We start from the raw sequence: 24854 nt of genomic DNA on the forward strand, positions 1-24854 counted from the left end.
AACGGTCAAGCCGGCTCAATCGGCGCTTTGGGGGTTGCCCCCGTTGCCGTCGGCGCCGGTAGCATCAGTCGGATTCGCGGTATCGTCGGTATCGCCATAGGCGGCGGACTTGGCGTTGCCGGTTTCCGCGGCATCATCCGATGTCTCCGTATCGTCGTTTTGCTTCCTGCCGTCGGATGGTACAACTTCCGCTGTCTGAGCCACATCACCGGCGTCAGTGTTTTCCGCGTTCTGAGCGGTGCCAGCGTTGCCAGCGGCTTCGGCGGTGTCAGCGGTGTCGTCAGCCGCATCGTCATCATCGTCACCGTCGTCACCGTGATCGGTCTCGGGGAACCCTGCCGCTTCCAAATCGTCCACGGTGATCACCGATTCGACCTGCGGGGTCTGCTGGGTGTCATCGCGTTCCTCGCTATCCGTCTCGTCATCCTCGACGGTGTTGTTGTCGATATCGACTTCGCTGGCCTCTTCAAGCAGCTCGACCTGGCCACGCTCCTCGCGCGGAGACTGAGCGATGACATCGATATGCATGTCGTCGTAGGCGGGTTTGGATTGCACCCACAGATGCGACGGCTGCGGCGGATCGATTTCCGAATGCTCCCCGCACCCGTGGTCAAGCGAGACGACACGGCCGTCGTCGGGGCTCCACTTGTTCGCGCAAACGCCGAACATCCGGTCGAAATCACCTTTGAGTGGTACGAAGAACCCGCATGTCGAGCACAGATTGCCGGCCGCCGTTTTCGTGGACAGCGCCTTGGGGCCGTGAGGACCTTCATACCAGCGTTTTGCGGTCTGGTCTCGTCCCAGCGGGCTGAGTACGTGACGGCGGGACAACATGAATTCCTCGACGCTGTCCTCAAGGTCCTGTGCGGAAGTCACCGATGCGTCCTCGGGGTTGTCCGTCGTATCCCCAGTTTGTACGGATACATCGTCTTCGGCTTGTGTCCGCCCATCTTCACCCTGCTCCTTGGCCTGTGCCTGATCAGCATCGGGTGTCGGCGCAGCCGCGGACGGCTCAGTACGACGGAAACCGTCCTCGAGCCGGGAATCGTCCGGCTCGGTCCCAATCGAATCGGTCACCGACAAGTCGGTGGGCAGCAAACGATCTTTCCACGGCACCCATGCCGGCGGCATCAAGGCTTGATCCGTAGGCACGAGCGAGGATTCGTTGACCGTCCACTCGTCGATATCGGTGTCGTGATACAGCGTCACCGACCATTCCCAGCCTTCGTATCCCCGTTTCTTGGATTCGAAACGGAAATCCGTGACATGATCGTCCTCGTCGATTGAACGAGTCAACCGCCCGACCTGGTCCGGCTCGTCGGCCACGGTCATGGCCACCGACCGGGCGAGCGACTTGGGGTCAATCCGTGGCGTCTCAGGCTCGTCCTGCGGATTCTCAATTGTCTGCATGCTCATCATTCCTGTACGTCGAAGTCGTCTGCAACCGCACGCATCACCGTCGCGAGCTTCTTGCTGTCCGCCGGCGAAGGATAGTGGTGACGCCGCAAATCGTTGCCCGCCTTGTCAAGCAGCTTGATCAGATCCTCCACGATGGCGGCCATGTCGTCAGGCTTCGGCCTGGTGGCCTTGACCAGCGACGGGCCCGCGGCAATCGGCTTGACGCCCATCGCCTGCGGTCCCTTGTGCCCGTCGATCACGGAGAATTCGACCTTCACGCCCTTGCGCAGCGTCGTCGTACCTTGAGGCAGCGCCGCGGCGGGCAGGAACACGTCCTTGCCCTGATCCGTGGCGATGAAGCCGTAACCTTTGTTCGCATCAAACCAACGCACCCGTCCCGTGGGCATAAGCACACCTCTCCTACTCCATACCAAGGCAAGCCGCGCCTGCCGTCATTGAACCAGCATATCAGTTTACCGCATAGCCTTCCGTATCGGCTGTGGGCAATGTCACTTCTCGTCGGACGGCGATGATTTGTCTTTCCGGCCCTTGGACGGCTTGCGTTCTTTGCCTCGTTCGCGGGTCTGCGCCGGCTGCTGCGGGCGTTGCATCGGCGTTCTGGTTTGGTTGGGGTCAATTGGCAGAACCACCGTCAGCGTCAAGCCGCCTCCGGGCGTCGTGGTTGCGCTGATCAGACCGTGGTGCGCTTTGACCACTGACTGCGCGATCGCCATGCCCAGTCCGGTGCCGCCTTTCTGCCTCGCACGGGACGGATTGGCGGTGTAGAACCGCTCGAAAATCTGCGATTGCGAGGCTTCCGGCACGCCGGGTCCGTGATCAGAGAAACGAATGACCACATAGAGCATGCCCGATTGTACGCTTTGCCCGACTTCAGCCGCCTCAAGGAAGGATGTGAGTCCCTTGGCGTTCGACGACAGATGGGCCAGCTGCTGCGGGGTGATGGACGCATGCAGCATGCTCAACGCGACTTCAACGGGCGAATCGGACGGCGTGTACCGATGGATGTTGCCCACGATATTGGTGATGACCTGCCGCAACCGCGAACCGTCGCCCGTAAGGGTGATCGACGGCATCTCGCCGGGGCTGAACGCGAGCCATGTACCCTGTCTGTCGCCGCCATGCCTCAGCGCAAGCACGCCTTTGGTGATGCCACGCTGGGGGTCGAGCGCATGCAAGTCGTCGCACGCGTCAGTCAGCTGGGACGTGATGTTCACCTGCTGGGTGACGTCGATGCCACGGCCTTCATCAAGCCGTGCAAGCGAAAGCAGATCCTCGACCAGCACGGTCATGCGGGCGCTTGACGCCTCGATATGACTGATCGACTCGTCGGCGCGTTCCAACGCCCCCGGCATGTTGCGCTGCAGCGTGTACAACTCGGCGTACCCGTGGATCGCGGCAAGCGGGGTGCGCAGCTCGTGGCTGGCGTCGGAGACGAAGCGTTTCATCTTCTCGGTCGTTTCCTGCTGCTCGTTGAAGCTTTGCTCGATACGCGCGAGCATGGTGTTCAACGATGCGGCAAGGGAGCCGACTTCCGTGTTCTCCGGGGCACTCGGAACGCGCTGGCTCAAATCACCTGCAGCGATTTTTGCTGCGGTTTTCTCGATGCGTTTGAGCGGTGCGAGCGTACTTTGAATCAGGATGGTCGCGATGACAGCGCCGATCAGCACGATGGCAATGCTCACCAGCGTGCAGTATTTCGTGAGGGTATTCACGGTGTCGATCTGGTCGCTCAGCGACAGGCCGATATAGATCACGCCCTTGATCTGCGCGCTGCCGTCCTCGGCTTTCTTGCCCCACGACAGGGCGAGCACCCTCCACGGGGCGTTGGCCGCCTGCAACGTGGTACGGCTGACCGAGCTGGTACTCGTGCGCACGATGGCAGAGGTGGTGAACGGCTGACCGATTTTCACATCGCCCATCGACCCGTCCGGCGGCAGATCAGGCACCGAGATGACGTTCTCCCGCATCACCGGAACGAGCGGCGTGTTGAGGATGTGGTAGTTTGTGTCGCGAATCTGCATGAAGTAGTCGTTCGGGCCTACGCTGCCCTGTTCGCTGCTGTCCTTGCTGCGCAACCCGTCGATGTTGTCGTAGACCAGTTGCGCCTGCTCTGCGAGTTGGTTGTCGGTTTTCTGCAACAGATAGTTGCCTACGAGCTCCTTGATCGAGAAGGTGATGCCCGCGGCGCATACGGTCAGCAGGACCATCATGCACGCCAGCAGTTTGGTGCTCAGCGGGATGGCGTCGAAACGATGGACCAGCATGTCGCGCACGGTGTCCATTGCGCGTGCGATGGCCGCAATCGGCTTAGGAAGCCTGCTGTATCTGGCCTGGCTGGCAGGCTGTCCGCTTTCGTCCCGTGTCGTGCCGGACGCGTCGCCGGGCGCACTTGTCTGCGCTGAACTTGCGGGCATAGCAGGTGCCTTCCGTGTTGTCGTTGACGCGGAATCCCCGCCTGCGGCTGCAACGCATTGCGGGGATTCCTTCGGTGTGTTTCCTGGATGGAGCGGCATCAGGCGTCTTTCTTCGCCGTCTTGGGCGCGCGAATCATGTATCCGATGCCTCGCTTGGTCTCAATCAGCGGGGTGACCTTGTGCTTCTCGCCGTTTTCATCCTCCACGACCACGCCGTCGATCTTCTTGCGCAGGTAGGAGATGTAGGATTCGACGATTGCGGCGTCCCCACCCCAGTCGTACTGCCACACATGGTCGAGGATCTGGGTTTTCGACAGCACGCGCCCCTCGTTGTCCATGAGGTAGCGCAACAGCTTGTATTCAGTCGGGCTCAGGTCCACCTGCACTCCGGCGCGGGTCACGTCATGGGAGTCCTCGTTGATTTCGAGGTCGCCGACGCGGATGATCGGGTCATCTGCTTCCTGATGGCTGGTGCGGCGCAGAATCGCGCGGATGCGCGCCACAACCTCCTCGAGGCTGAACGGTTTGGTGACGTAGTCGTCGCCGCCGACGGTCAGGCCCATGACCTTGTCTTGGGTGTCGTCGCGTGCGGTGAGGAATAGCACCGGCGAGTCGATGCCCTCCTGCCGGATGCGGCGCGTCACGGTGAATCCGTCGATGTCAGGGAGCATGACGTCGAGTACGATGAGGTCGGGGTGCACTTTCTCGATGGCCTCGATCGCCTCCGAGCCCGAAGCCGCGGTGTTCACTTCGAATCCTGCGAAATGCAGGGAGGCGACGAGCAAGTCGCGGATGGAGGGCTCGTCGTCGACAACTACGATGGATGCTTCAATTGGTTTGCTCATGCTTCCTAGCATTCCTCTTTTGTCTTCGTGTTTCCTGAGAATGTTCTGCAACTTGCTGAGAAAATCGCTTCAGATATTCATCCACCGCCGGGAGCCCGATTCCGATGCAGCTGACGTGTGGGCTTCGGCGCCGGTGTCACCAAGGTCAGGTCGGCGTTCGGCGCGGTTTTCTGTTCGGTTCTCCAACGGTGCTTCCGATTCCGACGCCTGCGGATCTTCTTGCGGTTCGCCGTCGATCATAGAACCCGTGTGGCGGTAGGAGGGACGCACATGCTTCGATGTATCGCTATGACGATTCGATGGCGTTCGCCGCTCTGATCGCTTCCCCCGCTTTAATCGCTTTGCGTCGCGGCGGCGCATCGCCTTGCGCGATCGGTCCTGCTTGCCTCCCTTGCTGTGAGCGCCTTTCGCATTACGTGCAAGCACGATAATCACCACGACCAAGGCGACCAGCAGCAGCGCCACACCTACAAATAGCCCGATGGAGAAATCCTTCGTGTCCCCCGACGTCGATGTCTCCTTGAGCTTGCCGATTTCGTTCATCATCGCAATGGCCGAGCCCGACCAGTCAGGGGCACCTTTTTTGGCGGTCAGTGGCCCCAGGGCGGCTTCCGACAACGCATCTACGGATTTCTGATCTTTGAGCCACTTATCCGAATTGTTCGACACCGCGACGACGAGGTTGCCATCCGCGCTGGCGACCGCCAGCAATACAGTGTTAGGCGACGGACTGGTCGACTGCAGCAAGGTGCTCGCCCATGTCGTGGGCTTCGTTTTTGTCCCGAAACTGTCCAGATACAGCAAACGCACCGAAACGCCGTATTCGTTCTTCGTTTTCGTAATCATATCGGTCACGCTGGTGGCGTTCTCGCCGAGCAGGTTGTTCGGGTCGGTGATGTCGGCGCTCAAGGTGGCGCCCGATGAGGTATCCGACGAGGATGAGGAAGAGGAAGACGACGATGCGGATGGGCTGGGGCTCGACGCGTCATCTGCTTCGGCGCACATCGGCAGCGCCGCCACCGCGAAAACGAAGAACACCGCAACGAGCGTCGCGAGCGCGCGCTGCCACCATATGGCCGTCTGCTGCGGCTGTCGTCTTTTGACCACATTTGCCGTACGGACGTGAGACATGTTCAAAAACCGCATATTGTCCACTGTAGCGGTCGGCTGCACCAAACGGGGGACGTACGGTCCGCCGACCGCCAACGCCGCAAGGCGTGAATCATGTCAGGAAAGACAAGAAAGGAACGTCCATGGCACAGTACCAAGTCGATTCGGAACAGATTCAGTCCTCAAGCGCAGCGGTGCGCTCTTCCATCGAGCAGATCAGACAAGCCGTCCAAGGCATGTACGCGAATCTTGAGGGGCTCAACAGCGTGTGGAGCGGCTCGGCGTCCGCACAGTTCGCCGGGGTCATCAGGCAATGGCGGGCCGCGCAGCAGCAGATGGACGCGTCGCTGGAGGCGATCGGCATGTCGCTGACGCAAGCGTCGAACGTATACGCCGATGCCGAAGCTCAGGCTTCGCGATTGTTCACGATATCGTGACGGCGCAGGACTGTAGCGACGGCTTGCATCGCGAGAGGCTGCGCTACACGCGGTGAGTGTCACGATTGCGTGCGCGACGGTGTCTAGTGTCGTCGTCTGCCGCGCAGTATCGCCGACATTGCAGCGAAACGCATGGCTACGGCGGTGTCGAGGGCGTATCACCGGCAGCGTACGCTCATCGCCGGTACACCTTCGACAGCTGCTCCATAACGCTTCAGGGGCGCCGGCGGTTTCCCGTCGACGCCCCTGAAGCATCCATATATATCACTTGCGTCGTTTCACGTGAATGTGTGACGCTTGTGACCGTTTGGATCAGTAGCCCATGTCAGCGCCCTGGGCAGGAGCCACTGTCTTCGGCTCCGGCTTGTTGGCCACCACAGCCTCAGTGGTCAGGAACAGGCCGGCAATGGAAGCGGCGTTCTGCAGAGCGGAACGGGTGACCTTGACCGGGTCGGTGACGCCGGCGGCCATCAGATCTTCGAAGGTGTTCGTGGCGGCGTTGAAGCCCTGGCCTTCCGGCAGCTCACGCACCTTGTTGAAGACCACGTCACCGGAGACACCGGAGTTCTCGGCGATCTGCTTGATCGGAGCCTCGACGGCACGGAAGACGATGGCCGCACCGGTCGCCTCTTCGCCGGTCAGCGAAGCCAAAGCCTCGCTCTTCTCGGCCTTCTTAGCGGCCTGCACGAGCGCCACACCGCCACCGGGCACCAGACCCTCTTCGACGGCTGCCTTGGCGTTGCGCACGGCGTCCTCGATGCGATGCTTGCGTTCCTTGGCCTCGACTTCGGTCGCGGCGCCCACCTTGATGACGGCCACGCCGCCGGCGAGCTTGGCGAGACGCTCCTGCAGCTTCTCGCGATCATAATCGGAATCGGTGTTGTCGATCTCGGAACGAATTTGGGCGACGCGGGCAGCCACGTCTTCCTTGGAGCCGCCGCCGGAGACGATGGTGGTCTCGTCCTTGGAGACGATGACCTTCTGGGCGGTGCCGAACACGTCCATGTCGATGGAATCGAGCTTCAGGCCCAGCTCATCGGAGACGACCTGGCCGCCGGTGAGGATGGCCATATCCTGCAGCATGGCCTTGCGGCGATCGCCGAAGCCAGGAGCCTTGACCGCGCAGGTGTTGAAGGTACCGCGGATCTTGTTGAGAATCAGGGTCGGCAGCGCTTCGCCGTCGACGTCTTCGGCCACGATCAGCAGCGGACGGCCGCTCTTCATGACCAGGTCAGCAAGGTGGACGATGTCCTGCTGGCTGGACACCTTGCCCGAGGTGAGCAGGATGTACGGGTTCTCCAGCACTGCGGTCTGGTCGTCGGCGTTGGTAACGAAGTACGGGGCGATATAGCCCTTGTCGAAACGCATGCCCTCGGTGAACTCGAGGTCCAGGCCGAAGCGGTTGTTGTCCTCGACGGTCACGACGCCATCCTGGCCGACCTTGTCAAGCGCCTCGGCGATCTTCTCGCCGACCTCAGGATCAGCAGCAGAAATCGTTGCGGTGGCTGCGATCTGGTCCTTGGTCTCCACATCCTTGGCGGAAGCGACCAGTTCCTTGACGATTTCGTCGGCGGCCTTCTCGATGCCCCGGCGAAGAGCAATCGGGTTGGAGCCGGCGACCACGTTCTTCAGGCCTTCATGGACCAGGGACTGGGCGAGCACGGTAGCGGTCGTGGTGCCATCGCCCGCGACGTCATCGGTCTTCTTCGCGACTTCCTTGACCAGCTCGGCGCCGATGCGCTCGTAAGGCTCTTCAAGGTCGATCTCCTTGGCGATGGAGACGCCATCGTTGGTGATGGTCGGAGCACCGTAGGTCTTGTCGAGCACGACATTGCGGCCCTTCGGACCCAGCGTGACCTTGACGGTGTTGGCGAGCTTGTCGAGACCCGCGAGCATTCCTTGGCGAGCTTCCTCGTCGTATGCAATGATCTTTGCCATCGTTCCTCCACATATGGCTACACGGTATGAACTTCCACCCGAGACCTTGAGTAAGCCGACCGTCAGCTGCCGGTTATCACTCTCGGCTTCCGAGTGCTAATTGGGAGATTAGCACTCTCGGGCGTCGAGTGCCAACATCGCCGCATGTATTGCGCTGTTGGCATGAAATGCGTGTCGCGAGTGTCGAACGGGAATAATCCCGGCGCACTGACCCCTCGCCGCTTCGATGCTGCGCCGTATGCCGCCGTTCACGCCTGGAATCCTGCGTGGCGCGGGCGCCCCAATCAAGGCGTGCCGCAAGGCAAATCCGTCGGAATGTGGGCCCAATGCCGCGACAGGCAGCGAAATCATTCATCCCTGCTTCTACCGGCGCTGAGTCACCCGTCAGCGTCGGTAGAAGGTTGAACGATGCGAACAGTTCGAAGTGCGTGCCCGACCAATCGTCCACAAACCAGTTACGCCTTGAGCCACCCCAGCGTAAACAGTTTGGGGAACCACACGAAACAGTTACGCTTACAGCGGCCTCAGCCACGGCACGCGATATGCCGAAACAACAACAGGCGCCCCGTCGGGGACGCCTGGAGTGAGATGGTGCGCCTGTCAAGCTGGTCGGCGAGGCCGGTCAGGATGACACGCGCATCATAAGGTTCAAGAGAATCGCCAGATCACAGCTTGGTGACGGTGGTCGCTTGGAAACCCTTCGGACCACGCTCCGCCTCATATTCGACGCGATCGCCCTCATCGAGCTTCTTGAACCCCTCCTGTTGAATAGCGGAGTAATGCACGAATACATTATCCCCACCCTCATCCGGGGCAATGAATCCATATCCTTTGCCTGCGTTGAAGAATTTCACCGTGCCTTGTGTCATTTCGATCATCCCTCGCATGGGCCGGCCCAACGTAACCATTCACGCCGGCTACCGCCCACTTGGTGCCCCATTGTAGCAAGACGAGATAACGAAACGCCGAGAAGTCAGTTCATCAGCACAACGACGACCGGCGCGGACAGATTGGTCACCTTGCTGACATTGGAAATGCCCAGCTTGGCGGCAACATCCTGCGCCGTGGCCAGATCGGACTCGTTCTGATACCACACCACGGATGCGCTCGGCAGGGTACCCGAAGGATTGGCCGCCACGACGTTGGTGTACCCTGCACCGGTGAGTACCGCCGCCTGTTTCGCGGCATATCCGGTCTTGCGTGTGCCATTGACCACGCGCACTTGGGTGGACAGGTTCGCCGAGGACGAAGACGCCGGTGACGAGGTGGATTCCGACGGCGACGCAGACTCAGACGCCGACTCGGAGGCGGAGGCCGAAGCCGAGGCAGTATCGCTCGCGCTGGCAGACGCCGATGCAGACGCAGTTGATTTGGCCGAGGGGCTCGAAGATGACGAAGCACTGCTGCTACTGGAGAACAACTTGGCGCCTTCACCCGACATGGCGGCCCACGCACCAACGCCCGCAACAGCGGCGACGATGATGACGATCAGGAATGGCACCAAACGCGAGGCTACCGACCGATTGCCGCGGTGCACGCCGATTGGCCCCTGCGGCGGGTTGTCGAACACGTCCTGCGCGTACGACTCATCAGTGTTACGGTCTTTGCGTGCCATATGCCGTCCCTTTCGAATAGATTCATCATCGAGTGTACATGCACGGCCGGGCAGCGCCGACACAAACTGCGGCCTATGTGTCGGATATCCACAGCTTTGTCACGTCCTGCCGCGCTTTGCCCGTCTCCACGACGTACGCTAATCAGTTAGTGCGCCGATTAGCGCCATACGTCCATCAACGCCTCCATCAACGCCTTAGAGTAGTAAACATGGAACATGCTCATGTCAAACCGCTGTCCGAGATCATTGACCCCGGGTGGGCCGCAGCGCTGGCCGACGTGGAACCGGATATCCATCGGATGGGGGATTTTCTGCGGGCCGAAATCGCGGCGGGACGCCATTATCTTCCCGCGGGACGCAATGTCCTGCGCGCGTTCACCATCCCCTTCGACAGTATCAAAGTGCTGATTGTCGGGCAGGATCCGTATCCGACACCCGGTCATCCGGTGGGACTGAGCTTCTGCGTCGCCCCTGATGTCAGGCCGTTGCCGAAAAGCCTGATTAATATCTACAAGGAACTCAGCGACGATCTGGGTGTTCCCACACCGTCCAACGGCGATCTGACCCCATGGACGCAACGCGGGGTCATGCTGCTCAACAGATGCTTGACCGTTCAAGTCGGCCGTCCCAACAGCCATCAGGACAAAGGATGGGAGCATATCACCGACGAGGCGATCCGCGCTCTCAACGCCCGTACCGACCAAGAGGGCAAGCCGAAGCCTTTGGTCGCGATTCTGTGGGGACGCAATGCGCAGACGCTCAAACCACTGCTGACGAACGCCGCGATCATCGAATCTCCGCATCCGAGCCCCTTGTCTGCCTCGCGCGGTTTCTTCGGGTCATGCCCGTTCTCTCGGGCCAACCAGGCACTGGTCGCCATGGGTGCGCAACCGGTGGACTGGGCGCTCCCGCCCGCCGCATCCCCTGCTTACGGACAGCTGCAACCTACGGTCTCCAAGCCGATACCGCCGCTTGTGTCCCGAGCCGACACCCCGGCAGCCCCCGCACCGCAAGCGCCCACCATGACACCTCTGCTGTAAGCGAGGCATCCTAATCCGCTACTATGCTGGGATACCGGTCTGCGGCCAACCGGCCGCAACCCGACCAGCCACCAATCGTTGGAGCACACCATGGCACTTTTCCCACCACAACCGAACATCCCGCAACAGATGCCGCCGATGCCGCAACAACCGGCGACCCCGACATCCGCGGGCCTGTCGCCCGACGATCTCAACCACGCACGGCAGCTGGCCGACCGCATCCGTGCACGGTTCGCACAGACCCTCGTGGGCCAGGACAACCTGCGTGAAGCGCTGATTGTCACCATGGTCTCCGGAGGGCATATCCTCATCGAATCCGTCCCCGGCCTGGCCAAAACGACCGCGGCGCAGACGCTGGCGACATCAGTGTCGGGCAGTTTCAAACGCGTGCAATGCACCCCCGACCTCATGCCATCCGATTTGGTCGGCACCCAGGTCTTCGACTTCTCCACGCAGCGGTTCAGCACGCAAATCGGCCCGATCCATGCGAATTTCGTGCTGCTTGACGAAATCAACCGTTCCAACGCGAAAACCCAGTCCGCGATGCTCGAGGCGATGGCCGAAGGTGCCACGACCATCGGAGGGGAACGCATCGCGCTGCCGCAGCCGTTCATGGTGATCGCCACCGAGAACCCGATTGAGGAAGAAGGTACGTTCAATCTGCCTGAAGCGCAGATGGACCGATTCACGATGAAGGCGGTCATGGGCTATCCCAGCGCTGACGAGGAGCAGCGCATGCTCGCCATGCTCACCAAACGCGGTTCCGACACCGTCGACGCCAAAACACTCGAAGGCGACGTCCTCTCGCTCGCCGACATCGAGTTCCTGCGCGCCGCCGCCCGACGGGTTCACGTCTCCAAAGCGATTATGGGCTATGCGGTCGATATCGTGGCGACCTCCCGAGGCGCCGGAACCCACCCGATTGCGGATTTGTCGACAAAGGTCCGTCTCGGCGCCAGCCCGCGCGCCTCCATCGCGCTCATCCGCGTCGGACAGGCAGCCGCTCTGCTCGCCGGACGCGACTATGTGATTCCTGAAGACATCAGGATGTTTGCGCATGAAATCCTGCGCCACCGTATCCTGCTGACCTTCGAAGCGCTCGCCGACGGGGTGACCAGCGACCAAGTGGTCGACTCCGTCGTGGCGACGGTGCCGGTGCCATGATCGACGGCATGACAGCCACCGAGAACGGCAGCATTGCCGGAGACAAGACCGGCGGCGACGCGATTCGCAGGAAAATCGAAGCGCTCGCCACCACGCTCAGTTTGCCGACCGTCCGGCGGGCGTTGGGCACCCTTGAAGGCGAACACCCATCCCACCGGCGGTTCGGCAGCGACGACATCATGGATATCCGCCCGTACGAGCCCGGGGACGAGGCGCGGCGCATCGATTGGCATACGAGCGCGCGCAGCGGCAGGCCAATGGTCGTCCACAGGCAGCGGCGGGTCACGTCTCGCGTATGGATGCTGATGGACACGGGCCGGGAGATGACCGGCTCGTGCGAGTCGGGGGAAATGGCGTGGCAGGTTGCGGCGAACGGTCTGCGAATGTTTGCCGCGTTGAGCTTGCGCAGGTCCGATGACATCTCCTTGGTCTGCGCTGATTCGGCGAGTATCACCAGAGTGCCGTTCCATGGCGGTTTCGCACAGTTCGAGCACACACTCGACCGCGCGCTGGAACGCCCTTGGGACCATCCGCGTAATATGGATGCTCTGTTGGATTATGCACGGCGCATCAACGACCGTAACGCCCTGATTGTGCTGGCGACCGACGAACATGCGCTTGGTGAGCGTCAGCTCGGCGCAATCCACGCCCTCGCTCGAACCCACCCAATGGTGATTGTCGACGTGGAAACCATCAACCCGTTCGCCGCCCGCCAGCGTACGGTCGCCGACGCCGATACCGGCAGAAGGTTGCCGGCGTTCCTCATCGACGCCGTAAGCAAGCGTGAAGTGGACACTCACCGCAGCTATCTCGCCGCCCAGCTCGAAGCCCAGTTGCATGCCGGGGGTTCGACGCTGATGCGCGCCTCATCGAGCGAAGCCATGTTCCGTACTTTCGTGCGCACGGTATCCGTGACACTCGCGCGCACCGGCTTCTCGACCCATCCGGTGGCTCCCCCGAAGGCCCTTGGCACCACCGGCAAGGCAGGAGACCGCTTATGAGCACTGCTATCACCGACATCGTCCGTATCGTCGCGGCGATCAAGCTCGACGACCTCAAACCGGAGCAGGCGTACACTGGCGCCGGAGCAATCGCCGCCGTCCTTGTGGCTTCACTCGCCCTGGCGTGTCTGTTTGTCGTCTTGGCCGTTGTGCTGTCCAAACCGCGTCAATCCCGCCCACAAGCCAAGCGAGCGCATCGCGGAGTGCATCACCAGACCAGCGGCACCCGGATCTGGCACCGGCGCATCGACGAAGTGGTGGACCGATTCCATGCGGGCGACATCAGCCGAGACCAGGCCTTCGCCCAACTCGCCTCGCTGGCCCGCGCATACGCGTCCGGCATGGCGGACGACACCATGGAAACCCGGACCTTGTCCGATCTCAACCGCACGATACCGACGTCCACAGGCAATGAGAAAGCCGGATTCATGCTGCTGCGTCAGACCATCGCGGCCTTATATCCACCGGAATTCGCCGACGAACGGTACAATGACGCAGCCCGGTCGACAAGCGTTGAACAGGGGGCCGAATGGGTATCCACACTCGTTGAAAGGTGGCGCCGATGAGATGGCAATGGCCTTGGGCCGCGCTGATTGCCTTGGGCGCCGCCTGCGTGATTGCGGCGGGCGCCTCGATGCTCGCCGCATGGCGGGAACGCAAGGCGTCCGGGCGCAATCCCGACCTCAAATCGTACAGTCTTGACGAAGACCTGAACACCGAGCACGCCTCAGAGCTGTTCCGCCAATGGCGGACTTTCAACCGTATTGCGGCGGGCGCGCTCGTCGCCGCGCTGATCCTGTCCGTCTCTCTGGTCGCCCGGCCATCGACCATCAACGAGGAACAGGAACGCTCGGCGAGCCGCGACATCGTCCTCTGCCTTGACGTATCCGGCTCAACACTCCCCTACGACCGGCAGATCATCGACACGTATCTGAAACTCGTGTCGAATTTCCAAGGCGAACGCATCGGCATGAGCATCTTCAACTCGACTTCACGCACAGTGTTCCCGCTGACCGACGACTATGCGCTGGTGACCAGCCAGCTCAAATCCGCCGCATCGATTCTCAAAGGCGTGCAGACACAGGACGACATCGACAAGATGAGCGACGAAGACTACCAGAAGGTCTCTGATTGGCTGGACGGCACGCAAAACAAGACCAACGCGACATCCCTGATCGGCGACGGGCTCGTCAGCTGCGCGGCGATGCTGCCCGGTTTCGTATACGGCAATGCTGCGCAGCAGACGTCCTCCACCAAGGGCGCTGCACGCCGGCGTTCGTCATCCATTGTGCTGGCCACCGACAATGTCGTGTCCGGACAGGAGACCTACACGCTCAAGCAGGCGCTAGACCTGACCCGCACGGCTTCCATCAGCGTGGACGCGGTGTATGCCGGTGCCAAGGAAAGCCTGAGCGACACGACGACCACCAGCCTCAAACGGCAGATCGAATCGCACGGCGGCACGTTCATGTCCCAAGCCGACGGCTCATCGATCGAATCCATGGTTCGAACCATCGAAGAGCGCCAAAGCGCGCACAGCAAACGCGACGCGCAATCAGCCGTCGATGACGCCCCGGGCTGGTGGACGCTCGCCCTTGCAGTGTGCATCATCGTATGGCTCGCATTCGCTTGGAGGCTGAGACGATGAACGGATGGACACTATCCCCCGCACTCGGCTGGCCGGCAGGTGTCGCGCTCGCCGTGATCATGACGGCATGCGCAATCGCCGAGATCGTCATCCACATCCGGCAGCGCTCCGCAAGCGACGAAACCGTGGCCTCATGCGTGCGACGGACGCTGATCTGCCTGCTGACTGCCGTCGCGGTGTTGACGCCGAGCACCGTCGCAGAGACCACCAGCAAAGCAGTCAACGCCACCGACATCGTCATTGCCATCGACACCACGAGCTCCATGGCGGTCAAAGACGCGACCTACGGCGACGCGACGACAATCAGCCGTCTCGACGCCGCGAAAGACGCCGTCCACGACCTGACCAAAGCCTACCCCGCCGCCAGTTTCTCCGCGATGAGTTTCGGGGCGAGCGCCTCGCTGGACGTCCCGCTGACGCCCGACACGCTTGCCATCGACAATTGGGCGGATACGTTGAGCGCCGAGCCCACGACGACATCGTCAGGATCGTCGCTGGACACTCCGCTGGACAAACTGCTGCTCACGCTCAAAGACATCCGCAAACGCCATCAGGACGACACCATCGTACTGTTCCTGATCAGCGACGGCGAGCAAACCTCGACCACCACGCGCAGAACATACTCGTCGTTGCGCCGGTATCTCGATGATGCACTCGTGCTGGGCGCCGGATCAACCACAGGTGGGCAAATCCCCGCCGACGGTTCAGACGACAGCCCTGACGGCCAAGAAACCTGGGTGACCGACCCGACCACCGGCCAACCCGGTATTTCAAAACTCAGCCCAGATACGCTGAGCACCATAGCCGACGAGCTTAGCGGCACCGCCGTCATGCTGGACGCCACCCACACCGCGACCGATTCGCTGCCGAAGGCGTCCAAGACGTGGAGGACCACCTCCACCGCAAAGACACGGCAACGCACCACACCCGTGGTCTGGCCGATCGCCATCGCCATCGCCGCGCTGCTGGCATGGGAGTTCGGTGCATGGGTAGGAATGTCAAGGAGACTGCTATGACCGCCACGAACGGCACATCGAACTCGCTGCCTAAACCTCCTGTCACCGGCACGAAACGCGCTGCACTCGCGGTCCGCATCGCACTGGTTGTGTTCGCGTGCCTCGCACTCATTCTGGCCTTGGTTGCGGCGGCTAATCTGCAGGCCCAGAGCTCCTACAACCAGGCCACCGCAAGTCTCAAAGCCGATCTGGCGGCGTCAGCGAAAGCCACCGCGGACTGGTCGACGCTCGCGGCACGTCAAGAGCAGACCGACGATCAGTTCGCCGAGGCAGCGACATGGAACGCCGTACTGCTGCCTGAGCTCAAACAGCTCATCGCCGCCAACAGTGCCACATCGCGCACCCTGACCAAGCGCATCGCTGCGGAACTCAAACAGCAGCAGGGCGCGGCTTCGTCCTCTTCAGCCGATTCCGGGGATGGTTCTGCACAACAGCCGTCGGCTTCTTCGTCCCCATCACCTTCCCAGGACGGGTTGAACGATGAACAACGTCAACAGGTGCAGGATCTGCTCAAATCCAACCAGTCCGCCTCGCCATCGCCATCGACGAGCTCCACCACGGGAACGACAACCCCCACCCCCAGTGGGAGCGTCAAACCATGGTGAATGCTGGTCAGGCTTGCGCCTGCGGCGACAAAACGGCGACAGCACAAACCTGATCAACTTTTGACCACATCGAAGCCTCAGACGTGCATCTGGTCGCGTCATACGCTTCGATGGAAGCATGACATCATTCACACCATTTCATACTTCACCGCTCATGGGCGAACCAGTGACATGCACATGTCGGCGTGCCGCCACCACAGCGATTGACGCGCTCGACGCCGCGTATTTCCACACCCGCGAGGGCGCAACGGCACTCGACGAATGCACGGCGCTCGCCACCGCCGCACACTGGCAAGGCCAAGCAGCGACACTGATGAGACAATCACTCAACATGCTGATCGCTCAAGCCGACACCATCGGGCAACGCGCACGCATCATACTCGCCAACCGCCGGGAGGACGCACAATGACATGGCAGGTTACATCCCGCATCTCAGGCGGCCCGACGTTGAGCGTTCCCGATGCGCAGCAGTTCCAAGCGCTGATTGCCTCACTTGAGCAGGCTTCGCGCAGGATGACGCTTCAGGCAAGGCTATGGTCCGAGGCACGCGAACGCATTGTCTCCTCCCAGCTTCAATCCGGATGCTGCCCGGCCAATCGACAGATCAGTCCCGGCAGCCACAGCAACGCCATCAACGCGTTCAGGCATATCCCCCTGCGGCACCGCGAACTGTCGCACTGGTGCGATGAACAGACCCACGACTGCCATGCCGTCGCCGCACGGCTTGATACGCTCTCCCGGCTCGTGGCGCGCGCCCACGGCCTATATTTGGATGCCGAACACCGCGCTTCGTCGTACGGCGGTTCAATCCCCACAGACCCGCTGGCCACATCCGCACCGAGTCTGAAAGGGCTTGCCGCCTCGATTCTCGAATCCATCGGATCGATACGCGCAGGCGGCGACGCGCGGCAGGCGGCGCTTGAAGCACTGCATTCCACTGCCCCCTATCATGAGGCAATCATGGCGGGGTTCAGCGCGATGGTCCTCGGCGGCATAGCAGTGACACGGACCGCAGGCGGCTACGCACCAGGCGGCGACGACGGGACGGGCAGCGGAACGGGCAGCGCCCGGAGAGCCGACGACCTGTTCCAGGGCATGCTCACCAAGCAACGCGTCAACATCGCCGCCGGGCAACTCGCCTCACTCACCACCTCACTCAACGACAACCGGCAAGGCAACCGTCTCGATCTGACCCGGAAGCACCCTCCCGGGCAAGTCGTGCAACCGGTCGATGATATCGCTGGGGCCATCGCGCAACTGCGTTCCCTCGCAGAAAGCCAGTACGGCACCGGAACAGACAACGGCTTGTCATATGCGACAATTGCCATCCAACGCTACCGGCGTGACGACGGGAGCGTTGGATGGCTCGTCATCGTACCCGGCACGGACGGCCACGCGGATTCCCCATTCGGCTGGCCACAGAATATCGAGCTGATGAGCAGCGACGCGGATACCAGGATCGGGGCCGACAGCGCGCGGATGGTCATGGAGGCCATGGACCGCGCCGGCGTCAAGCACGACGACCCCGTCGCCGTCATCGGGCATTCCCAAGGTGGTATCGTGGCCGCCACACTCGCGGCCGATAGCGGGTACAATATCAGGCATATCGTCACCGCAGGCTCGCCCGTGGCGAACCATCCGATCCGCGAAGGGGTATGGACCACAAGCATCGAAATGGACGACGAACTGGTCGCGGCGCTGGATGGCACGCCTAATCCGGCAAGCGAATCATGGCTCACCATCCGCGGCTCGGTCAGCCGACAGCCCGAACACCATGAGAGCAATACGGCGGATATGGTTTCGCCGGTGCCGCAAAGCGCCAAACACCGTGAAATGTCACATCATCTGAAATTCCATCAAGCCGCGTACACCAACGCGCTCGCGCTTGGTTCCGGGGCGGTGTCCTCGCATGACCGGCACTTCAGCCAGGTCGTCGGCGGCACCTTGGAGGAAACCAGCTACTGGCAGGGCCGCATGACGCGATGAGACCGGCGGCGGGAGCATGACCGCCGCGGTTCACGGTAGGAAGTATCCTGAGCAGTATGAAGCTTACTGACATCACCCCAGCAATCGCACTGACCCCGCTCGACGGGCGCTACCACAAGCAGACGGCTCCCTTGGTGGAATACATGAGCGAACCGGCGCTAAACCGCGAGCGCATGCGTGTGGAAGTCGAATGGATGATCCTGCTCGCCAACGGGTTCTCCGGCAACGGCAACCAGCCGATCATCCCCGGCGTCAAGCCGCTGACCCAAGCCGAGCAGGAGTATCTGCGCGCCATTCCCGAACAGTTAGGTGCGGAAGGCATCGCCCGTCATGCGGCACATGAGGCGATCACGCATCATGACGTGAAGGCGGTCGAATACTATATCGACGACGAACTGGACAAAGCCGCCGACGCGCTCGGTGAAGAAACCCAGCTGACCCATCTGAAAACCCTCGTGCATTTCGCCTGCACGAGCGAGGACATCAACAATCTGTCCATCGCCCGCTGCGTGAAGAACGCAATCGAACAGGTGTGGCTGCCTGACGCGCAGGCGATTGTCGACCTGCTGACTGAAAAGGCCGAACAATATCGCGACATGTCCCTGCTCGCCCTGACCCACGGCCAGCCTGCCACGCCGACCACGCTCGGCAAGGAACTCGCCGTGTTCGTCCACCGTCTCAACCGCCAGCTCAAGCATGTGCGCGAACAGGAATACCTCGGCAAGATCAACGGCGCCACCGGCACCTTCGGCGCGCATCTGGCCGCCCTGCCGGACGTCGACTGGATCGCCGTCTCCCAAGAGTTCGTCACCAACCGCATGGGCCTGACCTGGAATCCGCTGACCACGCAGATCGAAAGCCACGACTGGCAGGCTGAGCTGTACGGCACCATCAGCCATACCAACCGCATCCTGCATAATCTCGCGGTGGACGTGTGGATGTACATCTCACGCGGCGTGTTCGCCCAGGAGCCGGTCAAGGGCGCCACCGGCTCCTCCACCATGCCGCACAAGGTCAATCCGATCCGCTTCGAAAACGCTGAAGCCAATCTCGAGATTTCCTGCTCCCTTCTGGACACCCTGTCCGCCACGCTGGTGGAAAGCCGTTGGCAGCGCGACCTGACCGATTCCACCACGCAGCGCAATATCGGCTCCGCGCTCGGCTATTCCGTCCTCGCCCTGACGAACCTGCTCGGCGGCCTCAAGTCCATCCATCCCAATGAGATCGTCATCAGCCGCGAGCTGGATGAGAACTGGGAGGTGCTCGGCGAACCCATCCAGACCGCGATGCGTGCCGGCGAGCTGGCAGGCGCACCCGGTATGGACCACCCGTATGAGAAAGTCAAGGAGCTCATGCGCGGCCACAGCATCGGCAAGGCGGACGTCGAACGGTTCATCGACGAGCAGTCCTTCGATTCGGCCACCGCGGCACGGCTCAAGGCACTGACACCGGCCACCTATACCGGCGCTGCGTCGAAGCTGGTCGATTTCGACCGCCAGTAACCGCCAGACATCAGGCGCAGGGTGGTGTGCCCTAGCGAGCTCGCATTCGCCCGTCTGACAGTCCGCCAACGAAGGCGCGTCACAGCCCGGTAAGGCCGTGACGCGCCTTTGCCACGTTCATAACCGCAGACCCATCGGGGGCTGCGTCATGTCTATCCCGGAAAGACAAGCCGTGCATCACACCCCAGCATCACCGACAGATGATATCGCCCCTAAGGACGCAGACGCATCCAAGCGTCCCGGACAGGCCTCGCCGTCTGGGAACGAGGATGCGCAAACAGCCACTATCCATGACATCCCGCCCCACAGGACCCGTGATTTCACGGACCTGACCCACGCGGTCGCCGCGTTGCTCGTCATGGCGGCAGTCCTCCTGATCGCCGCCTATCTCAACGGCATGACCAAAGGCGTGGAAACCGATGCACGCAATGCCGGTCAGGCGCTCGACTGGCTGATGGACGTCCCCACCACCATGCTGCAGCAGCTTACCGCCGTGTGCATCGTGCTCAGCGTGCTCATCCAAATCCTGATGAACCGCGAATGGCTCCATTCAGTCGTCTCGATCATCGCGCTGCTCAGCGGTTATGCCTGTTGTGCGCTGCTGAGCGTCGGACTGCATGCCACCGGCAGCATCAACCTCATCTCCGCACTCGCTTCGAACGGCACTGGCGCCTCGCCGATGTCCCTGCTTCCGGATATCTATGCCGGTCTTGGAGCGTTCCTCACCGTCGCCGGGCCTAGGCGCATCCATTCCACCGTCCGGTGGGGTTGGAACACGCTGTATATCGTCGCCGCGATCCTAGTCATCGTCTCTTGGCATTCAGTACCCGGCGTGCTGGTCTCATTCGCGTTGGCCCGTGTCATCGGCATGCTTATCCGTTTCGCTGCCGGTAGCGAAAACAAAGGCATCTGGGGCGAACACCTGGTCGAGGCCCTACACGGGATCGGCATCGATGTCGCGTCTTTGGCACGGCGCATCGACGCGAACAGCGACAACGCGGTCATCCAGACCTGCGTGGATGACGATCTGATCGAGAATTCGCGCATCTACGACGTTACGGACACCAAGGGCCACGACTACGTGGTTTCCGTACTCGACGACCAGAAACACAGCGCCGGCTATTTCAGCCAACTGTGGCAGTGGATCCGGCTCAACGGCGTCGTCGTGCGCCGCGACCGTTCCGCCCAGGACGCAATGCACCATCATCTCGCCATGCTCCTCGGTTTGCGCAATATCGGCCTGCAAACCCCTTCGGCATATGGAGTGGCGGACGCAGCGGAATCCTCGATTCTGATATTCGATTCGAACACCCGGCTCGCACCGTGTGATTTGCAGCAATTGAGCGACCCCCAGGCGCGGGACCTGCTCGCATACCTCAACCACGCCAATATGCGCGGATATACCCACCGCAGAATCACCCCGTCCACCATCGCGCTACTGGACGGCGCCACTCCGGTCATCGCCGGATGGCAGAACGGCGACTGTGCAAGCAACGCCGCGAACATGGCCCTCGACAAGGTCCAGCTGCTCGCCCTGCTGTGCGCCTCGATCGGTGTGGAACGTTCCATTGCCGCGGCCCGGGACATCTGGGGAGACGCCACGTTAATCGATATTGCCCCATTCGTGCAGAAAGCCGCGGTTCCTGCGGCGACGCGCGCAATGCCTGGTTGGGACAAGCACCTGCTCGGCACCTTGCGTGACGGGCTGAAAACCCTGCTGCCCGAAGACGCCGATGAGCAGTTGGAAACCGTCACGCTCTCACGATTCAGCCTGCGATCGTTCATCGCCCTGACCCTGACCATCGTCGCCATCGCAGTGATCTTCACACAATTGCGTCCTGACGCGATGATCCAGGCGATCCGCAACGCGAACCCGTGGTGGGCGCTGTTGTGTATGCTGTTCAGCATGGTTGCGTGGATGGGCACCGGCCTGACCCTCGCCGCGTTCATGGACAAGGACAAACGCCACATCTTCGGCATCTTCTGCTCGCAGGCGGCATCCGGCTTCACGGCGGTGTCCATGCCGGCAGGCGTCGGCCCGGCGTTCGTGAACCTGCAATTCCTACGCAAAAGCGGCTACAAGAACACCTCGGCGACCGCAATTATGAGCGCCGTCGTCGTCTCGCAGGCGCTCACCACAGTCGCGCTGCTGCTCGGCATCGGCATTTTCTCCGGCCGCAACACCCTCTCGGGCATGGTGCCCACCAACACCTTGATCATCGCCATTGCCATCGTCGCCTTGGTGATTTCGCTGGCGATGATCATTCCGCCGATGCGCAAGAAAATCATCACCACCTACCTGCCAATCGTCCGCTCGTATGCGCGCCAGCTGGTCGAGATGCTCACCAAGCCCAAGGAGTTCGGCATCGCTATCGCGGGGGCGATCATCTTGAACCTCGCCATCGGCATGGGGTTCTGGGCCGCGCTCCTCGCCTTCGGATACCGGACAAATCCCATCGAAACGATGTTCATCTTCATCCTCGCGAACACCTTGGGTTCGGCGGTGCCGACCCCGGGCGGCCTGGGCGCCATCGAAGCGGCTCTGACCTTCGCGTTCAGCTCGGTCGGGGTGCCTGCGGCGGTGGCGTTGTCGGCGACCCTGCTGTACCGCATCTGCTTCTACTGGCTGCGTATCCCGCTCGGCGCGCTCGCCATGCAGTGGTTGGACCGCCACAATCTCATCTGAATGTGCCGATTTGCTAAAAAGTGGCGGAAACCCCAGAAAATAGCCGTGTTTCTCCAGAATCTGCGCTATTATCGACTGTTGACACGGCCTTTCGTAATGTGAAGGCCCCTGACAAGAAGGATGCTTTATGGCATACAACAAGTCTGATCTCGTCTCGAAGATCGCGCAGAAGTCCAACCTGACCAAGGCTCAGGCCGAAGCCGCCGTGAACGCGTTCCAGGATGTGTTCGTCGAGGCAATGAAGTCCGGCGAGGGCCTGAAGCTCACCGGTCTGTTCTCCGCTGAGCGTGTCAAGCGCGCTGAGCGCACCGGCCGCAACCCGCGCACTGGCGAGACCATCAAGATTCCGGCTTCCTACGGCGTGCGCATCTCCGCAGGCTCCCTGCTGAAGAAGGCCGTCGCCGAGTGAACTGATTCCGGTTTCACCCTGTGAAGGACAAGGAAACCCCGACCATTGGCGGCCGGGGTTTTCTGTTTCTATGCAACCTGTTGCCGCCAAGAGCACGACGCGCGGCTTTTGACGCGCAGCAGTGCTCTTGCGACGCTTGACGATTGCGGGTAACGCACAGTCAGGTTTGCGACGCGGATTTCTCGAGCCGGGCTAGCACCTCGTCGAAGGCTGGAGACGGGCCGGCGTCGAAGGGATCGAGCATGACCACCTCGCCGTGCACAGGTTCGCTCAGCGTCAATCGGGTCCAATCGCATGAAAAGCGCGCCCCGCACCGCATCGCCTCCCGGACGAACTGTCCACGCATCGCCGCACGCGTATCGGCGGGCGGTCGATCAACCGCACGCCCAACATCCAGTTCCGACACGAGCACGCGCATCATGCCGCGACGTACCAAGGCCGGGTACACGCTACCGTTGACGATATCGTGATAATCCATATCAAGCTGTTGGGCGCGCCACGGGTCAATGCGCCGCCCATGCCCTCCGAGCGCGGACAGCAGCCGGTATTTCGCCGCCCAATCAAGTCTGTCGGCGAGCGCGGCCACGTCATTCGCGGCGATGAGATCCAGCAGCCCCTGCCAATCGTCCAGGACGCGAGGCACATCGGTTCTGGGCAGCGTCCCGGAGACACTATCCGGGTCTGCGGTGACCGCCTTCCTGACGATATCGAGATAATGCTGTTGGATGTCCAGAGCGCTGGCCGAACCTTCCGGATGCCATGCAGCGTTCCCATCACCGCGGTCGGAGGCGAGCCGTACTGCCGTTCTGCCGGTGATATCGCGGCTGATTGCCCGATTCGCAAGATTGGGGTCGGCAAGCGTACACGCTTGGAATCCCGAGGCACGTCCGGCACGCACGCTGGATTCGATGACACCGAGAACCAGATGCGTGGTGGCGAGTTTCATGAAGGTAACGAACTGTGAGCGGTTGGAATCGCTGATAATCACATGCAGCCGGCGGAATTGGTCGGGGTCGGCGTGCGGTTCGTCCCGGGTGTTGACCATCGGACGAGCCCTCGTGGTCGCCGAGGACACCGCCTCATCAAGGTAATCGGCGCGCTGGGACAGTTCGAATCCATGATCAGTGACCCTGCCCGCACCGGAAAACAGCTGTCTGGTAATCAGGAACGGCAGCAGCTCACGTTCGATGACCGGAAGCGGCACGTAGCGTCGAACCAGATAATTCTCATGGCATCCGAAGGCGTGCCCCGCGGAATCGACGTTGTTCTTGAACACGTGGACCGTGGCATGCTCCCCGACTTTGGCGCGAATGCGTTCCTGCGCCTGAAGAGCGAGCCCGCGGATCACCGATTCGCCGGCAAGGTCCTGTTCGAGCGCGTCGAAGGGGTCACGCGTTTCAGCGGTCGCATACTCAGGATGTGAGCCCACGTCAAGGTAGAGTCTGGCGCCATTGCGCAGATAGGTGTTCGTCGAACGCGCCTGTGCGACCATGGGCAGGAACATCGTCGCCGCGACTTGTCTGGCATCGATGCGGCGTTCGCCGCCGGTCATGGAGACTCCGTATTCGGTTTCGATGCCGAAGATCCGCTCGCCTGTCCCATATTGTGGCGAACGCGCCGCGTCTACCCCGTCGGAGCCGGTGAGCGCATGGGTTCCGCTATCGCGCAGCTGCGGCATCACTGGCCGCCTTGCTGCACGAAGCTGTTCACATAGTCCTGCGCGTTGGTTTCCAAGGTGGAGGCGATATCGTCAAGCACCTGGTCGAGCGCGTCGGTTTGGGTTTCGGCCTGCGCACGTTCCAACGGTTGTTGGCTATCATCGGCGCGTTGTTCCCCTCGCGCACGGCCTTGCGCGAATTCCTGTGGCATGACCCACTCCTTTCATTCGACCGATTCGGTCCCAAATTCCAGCGTACCGCGCCTAGACAGCCGAATACCAGCAGATGACCGAACCACCGAGGCTTACAGCCTGTACAGGGCTGTGCCGGCGTGTACGTAATAAGTCTCGAAGCCGTTCGG

The 24854-nt window shown here is 61.7% G+C and carries 23 protein-coding genes and 1 pseudogene; 14 read left to right on the forward strand and 10 right to left on the reverse strand.

Features of this window, described 5'->3' with window-relative positions; genetic code table 11:
• Positions 1 to 15 precede the first annotated feature (15 nt).
• The 5 genes from K315_RS0108765 to K315_RS09805 all read right to left on the reverse strand — a co-directional run bounded on the left by K315_RS0108765 (position 16) and on the right by K315_RS09805 (position 5587).
• Entirely contained in the window at positions 16 to 1410 is a 1395-nt protein-coding gene (locus K315_RS0108765) for a DUF3027 domain-containing protein (RefSeq protein ID WP_420796745.1), read from the reverse strand.
• Between the two features lie 5 nt (positions 1411 to 1415).
• The gene (locus K315_RS0108770) at positions 1416 to 1805 is read right to left on the reverse strand and encodes a cold-shock protein (RefSeq protein WP_015450651.1); all 390 of its coding nucleotides are present in this window, start codon (positions 1803 to 1805) and stop codon (positions 1416 to 1418) included.
• Between the two features lie 102 nt (positions 1806 to 1907).
• On the reverse strand, positions 1908 to 3833 hold the full coding sequence (locus K315_RS0108775; RefSeq protein WP_029577111.1) for a sensor histidine kinase: 1926 nt from the start codon (positions 3831 to 3833) through the stop codon (positions 1908 to 1910).
• 98 nt (positions 3834 to 3931) lie between these two features.
• On the reverse strand, positions 3932 to 4678 hold the full coding sequence (locus tag K315_RS0108780; RefSeq protein ID WP_029577112.1) for a response regulator transcription factor: 747 nt from the start codon (positions 4676 to 4678) through the stop codon (positions 3932 to 3934).
• 69 nt (positions 4679 to 4747) lie between these two features.
• Positions 4748 to 5587 carry a TPM domain-containing protein gene (locus tag K315_RS09805; protein WP_193345927.1) on the reverse strand — a complete coding sequence of 280 codons (840 nt, stop codon included), beginning with the start codon at positions 5585 to 5587 and terminating at the stop codon, positions 4748 to 4750.
• Here K315_RS09805 and K315_RS10555 point away from each other — a divergent pair.
• Positions 5574 to 5804 carry a hypothetical protein gene (locus K315_RS10555; RefSeq protein WP_162142825.1) on the forward strand — a complete coding sequence of 77 codons (231 nt, stop codon included), beginning with the start codon at positions 5574 to 5576 and terminating at the stop codon, positions 5802 to 5804. The two genes, K315_RS09805 and K315_RS10555, sit on opposite strands and share 14 nt — an antisense overlap.
• Positions 5805 to 5931: 127 nt before the next feature.
• On the forward strand, positions 5932 to 6225 hold the full coding sequence (locus tag K315_RS0108790) for a WXG100 family type VII secretion target (protein ID WP_015450656.1): 294 nt from the start codon (positions 5932 to 5934) through the stop codon (positions 6223 to 6225).
• 312 nt (positions 6226 to 6537) lie between these two features.
• On the opposite strand, the gene groL is transcribed toward K315_RS0108790, so the two are convergent.
• From groL to K315_RS0108805, 3 genes are all read right to left on the reverse strand, one after another.
• Complete coding sequence (gene groL, locus K315_RS0108795) at positions 6538 to 8163, reverse strand: chaperonin GroEL (protein ID WP_029577114.1); 1626 nt, start codon at positions 8161 to 8163, stop codon at positions 6538 to 6540.
• Between the two features lie 665 nt (positions 8164 to 8828).
• A complete protein-coding gene (locus K315_RS0108800; protein WP_029577115.1) occupies positions 8829 to 9032 on the reverse strand; it encodes a cold-shock protein in 204 nt (67 codons plus the stop codon).
• Positions 9033 to 9136: 104 nt separating this feature from the next.
• The gene (locus tag K315_RS0108805) at positions 9137 to 9778 is read right to left on the reverse strand and encodes a LytR C-terminal domain-containing protein (RefSeq protein ID WP_029577116.1); all 642 of its coding nucleotides are present in this window, start codon (positions 9776 to 9778) and stop codon (positions 9137 to 9139) included.
• Between the two features lie 209 nt (positions 9779 to 9987).
• Between K315_RS0108805 and K315_RS0108810 the strand changes: the two are divergent.
• From K315_RS0108810 to K315_RS0108865, 12 genes and pseudogenes are all read left to right on the forward strand, one after another.
• Positions 9988 to 10686: pseudogene (locus K315_RS0108810) on the forward strand (uracil-DNA glycosylase); the annotation flags it as partial.
• Between the two features lie 222 nt (positions 10687 to 10908).
• Complete coding sequence (locus K315_RS0108815) at positions 10909 to 11982, forward strand: AAA family ATPase (RefSeq protein ID WP_029577118.1); 1074 nt, start codon at positions 10909 to 10911, stop codon at positions 11980 to 11982.
• Positions 11983 to 11990: 8 nt separating this feature from the next.
• Positions 11991 to 12983, forward strand: coding sequence for a DUF58 domain-containing protein (locus tag K315_RS0108820; protein WP_044086122.1), 993 nt, complete (start codon positions 11991 to 11993; stop codon positions 12981 to 12983).
• Positions 12980 to 13549: a hypothetical protein gene (locus K315_RS0108825; RefSeq protein ID WP_238556493.1), complete on the forward strand. Its 570-nt coding sequence runs from the start codon at positions 12980 to 12982 to the stop codon at positions 13547 to 13549. Before K315_RS0108820 ends, K315_RS0108825 begins: the two co-directional genes overlap by 4 nt.
• A complete protein-coding gene (locus tag K315_RS0108830) occupies positions 13546 to 14631 on the forward strand; it encodes a VWA domain-containing protein (protein ID WP_029577121.1) in 1086 nt (361 codons plus the stop codon). The genes K315_RS0108825 and K315_RS0108830 overlap by 4 nt, the downstream gene beginning before the upstream one ends.
• A complete protein-coding gene (locus K315_RS0108835; RefSeq protein WP_029577122.1) occupies positions 14628 to 15647 on the forward strand; it encodes a VWA domain-containing protein in 1020 nt (339 codons plus the stop codon). The genes K315_RS0108830 and K315_RS0108835 overlap by 4 nt, the downstream gene beginning before the upstream one ends.
• Entirely contained in the window at positions 15644 to 16252 is a 609-nt protein-coding gene (locus tag K315_RS0108840) for a DUF6466 family protein (protein WP_029577123.1), read from the forward strand. Before K315_RS0108835 ends, K315_RS0108840 begins: the two co-directional genes overlap by 4 nt.
• A gap of 118 nt (positions 16253 to 16370) precedes the next feature.
• Complete coding sequence (locus K315_RS10560; RefSeq protein ID WP_029577124.1) at positions 16371 to 16661, forward strand: hypothetical protein; 291 nt, start codon at positions 16371 to 16373, stop codon at positions 16659 to 16661.
• Positions 16658 to 18238: an alpha/beta fold hydrolase gene (locus K315_RS0108850; protein ID WP_029577125.1), complete on the forward strand. Its 1581-nt coding sequence runs from the start codon at positions 16658 to 16660 to the stop codon at positions 18236 to 18238. The genes K315_RS10560 and K315_RS0108850 overlap by 4 nt, the downstream gene beginning before the upstream one ends.
• Positions 18239 to 18294: 56 nt before the next feature.
• Positions 18295 to 19740 (forward strand): adenylosuccinate lyase, encoded by a 1446-nt coding sequence (gene purB / locus K315_RS0108855; protein ID WP_029577126.1) that lies wholly within the window; start codon positions 18295 to 18297, stop codon positions 19738 to 19740.
• Between the two features lie 148 nt (positions 19741 to 19888).
• The gene (locus tag K315_RS0108860) at positions 19889 to 22426 is read left to right on the forward strand and encodes a lysylphosphatidylglycerol synthase transmembrane domain-containing protein (protein ID WP_238556492.1); all 2538 of its coding nucleotides are present in this window, start codon (positions 19889 to 19891) and stop codon (positions 22424 to 22426) included.
• Between the two features lie 127 nt (positions 22427 to 22553).
• Positions 22554 to 22835 carry an HU family DNA-binding protein gene (locus tag K315_RS0108865; RefSeq protein ID WP_029577128.1) on the forward strand — a complete coding sequence of 94 codons (282 nt, stop codon included), beginning with the start codon at positions 22554 to 22556 and terminating at the stop codon, positions 22833 to 22835.
• Positions 22836 to 22995: 160 nt separating this feature from the next.
• Here K315_RS0108865 and K315_RS0108870 read toward each other — a convergent pair whose 3' ends face one another.
• A complete protein-coding gene (locus tag K315_RS0108870) occupies positions 22996 to 24513 on the reverse strand; it encodes a proteasome accessory factor PafA2 family protein (RefSeq protein WP_029577129.1) in 1518 nt (505 codons plus the stop codon).
• On the reverse strand, positions 24513 to 24704 hold the full coding sequence (locus tag K315_RS0108875) for a ubiquitin-like protein Pup (RefSeq protein WP_015450674.1): 192 nt from the start codon (positions 24702 to 24704) through the stop codon (positions 24513 to 24515). The genes K315_RS0108870 and K315_RS0108875 overlap by 1 nt, the downstream gene beginning before the upstream one ends.
• Positions 24705 to 24854 lie beyond the last annotated feature (150 nt).

Source organism: Bifidobacterium thermacidophilum subsp. thermacidophilum DSM 15837, assembly GCF_000426425.1.
GTDB classification, from domain to species: Bacteria; Actinomycetota; Actinomycetes; order Actinomycetales; family Bifidobacteriaceae; genus Bifidobacterium; species Bifidobacterium thermacidophilum.

Bases quoted from the DNA above. Each gene is read 5' to 3' on its own strand.
- K315_RS0108805 (WP_029577116.1), bottom strand. From the start codon at position 9,778: ATGGCACGCAAAGACCGTAACACTGATGAGTCGTACGCGCAGGACGTG.
- K315_RS0108765 (WP_420796745.1), bottom strand. From the start codon at position 1,410: ATGCAGACAATTGAGAATCCGCAGGACGAGCCTGAGACGCCACGGATT.
- K315_RS10560 (WP_029577124.1), top strand. From the start codon at position 16,371: ATGACATCATTCACACCATTTCATACTTCACCGCTCATGGGCGAACCA.
- K315_RS0108780 (WP_029577112.1), bottom strand. From the start codon at position 4,678: ATGAGCAAACCAATTGAAGCATCCATCGTAGTTGTCGACGACGAGCCC.
- K315_RS0108815 (WP_029577118.1), top strand. From the start codon at position 10,909: ATGGCACTTTTCCCACCACAACCGAACATCCCGCAACAGATGCCGCCG.
- K315_RS0108870 (WP_029577129.1), bottom strand. From the start codon at position 24,513: ATGCCGCAGCTGCGCGATAGCGGAACCCATGCGCTCACCGGCTCCGAC.
- K315_RS0108850 (WP_029577125.1), top strand. From the start codon at position 16,658: ATGACATGGCAGGTTACATCCCGCATCTCAGGCGGCCCGACGTTGAGC.
- K315_RS0108800 (WP_029577115.1), bottom strand. From the start codon at position 9,032: ATGACACAAGGCACGGTGAAATTCTTCAACGCAGGCAAAGGATATGGA.
- K315_RS10555 (WP_162142825.1), top strand. From the start codon at position 5,574: ATGTCGGCGCTCAAGGTGGCGCCCGATGAGGTATCCGACGAGGATGAG.
- K315_RS0108770 (WP_015450651.1), bottom strand. From the start codon at position 1,805: ATGCCCACGGGACGGGTGCGTTGGTTTGATGCGAACAAAGGTTACGGC.
- groL (WP_029577114.1), bottom strand. From the start codon at position 8,163: ATGGCAAAGATCATTGCATACGACGAGGAAGCTCGCCAAGGAATGCTC.
- K315_RS0108790 (WP_015450656.1), top strand. From the start codon at position 5,932: ATGGCACAGTACCAAGTCGATTCGGAACAGATTCAGTCCTCAAGCGCA.
- K315_RS0108875 (WP_015450674.1), bottom strand. From the start codon at position 24,704: ATGCCACAGGAATTCGCGCAAGGCCGTGCGCGAGGGGAACAACGCGCC.
- K315_RS0108865 (WP_029577128.1), top strand. From the start codon at position 22,554: ATGGCATACAACAAGTCTGATCTCGTCTCGAAGATCGCGCAGAAGTCC.
- K315_RS0108775 (WP_029577111.1), bottom strand. From the start codon at position 3,833: ATGCCCGCAAGTTCAGCGCAGACAAGTGCGCCCGGCGACGCGTCCGGC.
- K315_RS0108820 (WP_044086122.1), top strand. From the start codon at position 11,991: ATGACAGCCACCGAGAACGGCAGCATTGCCGGAGACAAGACCGGCGGC.
- purB (WP_029577126.1), top strand. From the start codon at position 18,295: ATGAAGCTTACTGACATCACCCCAGCAATCGCACTGACCCCGCTCGAC.
- K315_RS0108825 (WP_238556493.1), top strand. From the start codon at position 12,980: ATGAGCACTGCTATCACCGACATCGTCCGTATCGTCGCGGCGATCAAG.
- K315_RS0108830 (WP_029577121.1), top strand. From the start codon at position 13,546: ATGAGATGGCAATGGCCTTGGGCCGCGCTGATTGCCTTGGGCGCCGCC.
- K315_RS0108835 (WP_029577122.1), top strand. From the start codon at position 14,628: ATGAACGGATGGACACTATCCCCCGCACTCGGCTGGCCGGCAGGTGTC.
- K315_RS0108840 (WP_029577123.1), top strand. From the start codon at position 15,644: ATGACCGCCACGAACGGCACATCGAACTCGCTGCCTAAACCTCCTGTC.
- K315_RS0108860 (WP_238556492.1), top strand. From the start codon at position 19,889: ATGTCTATCCCGGAAAGACAAGCCGTGCATCACACCCCAGCATCACCG.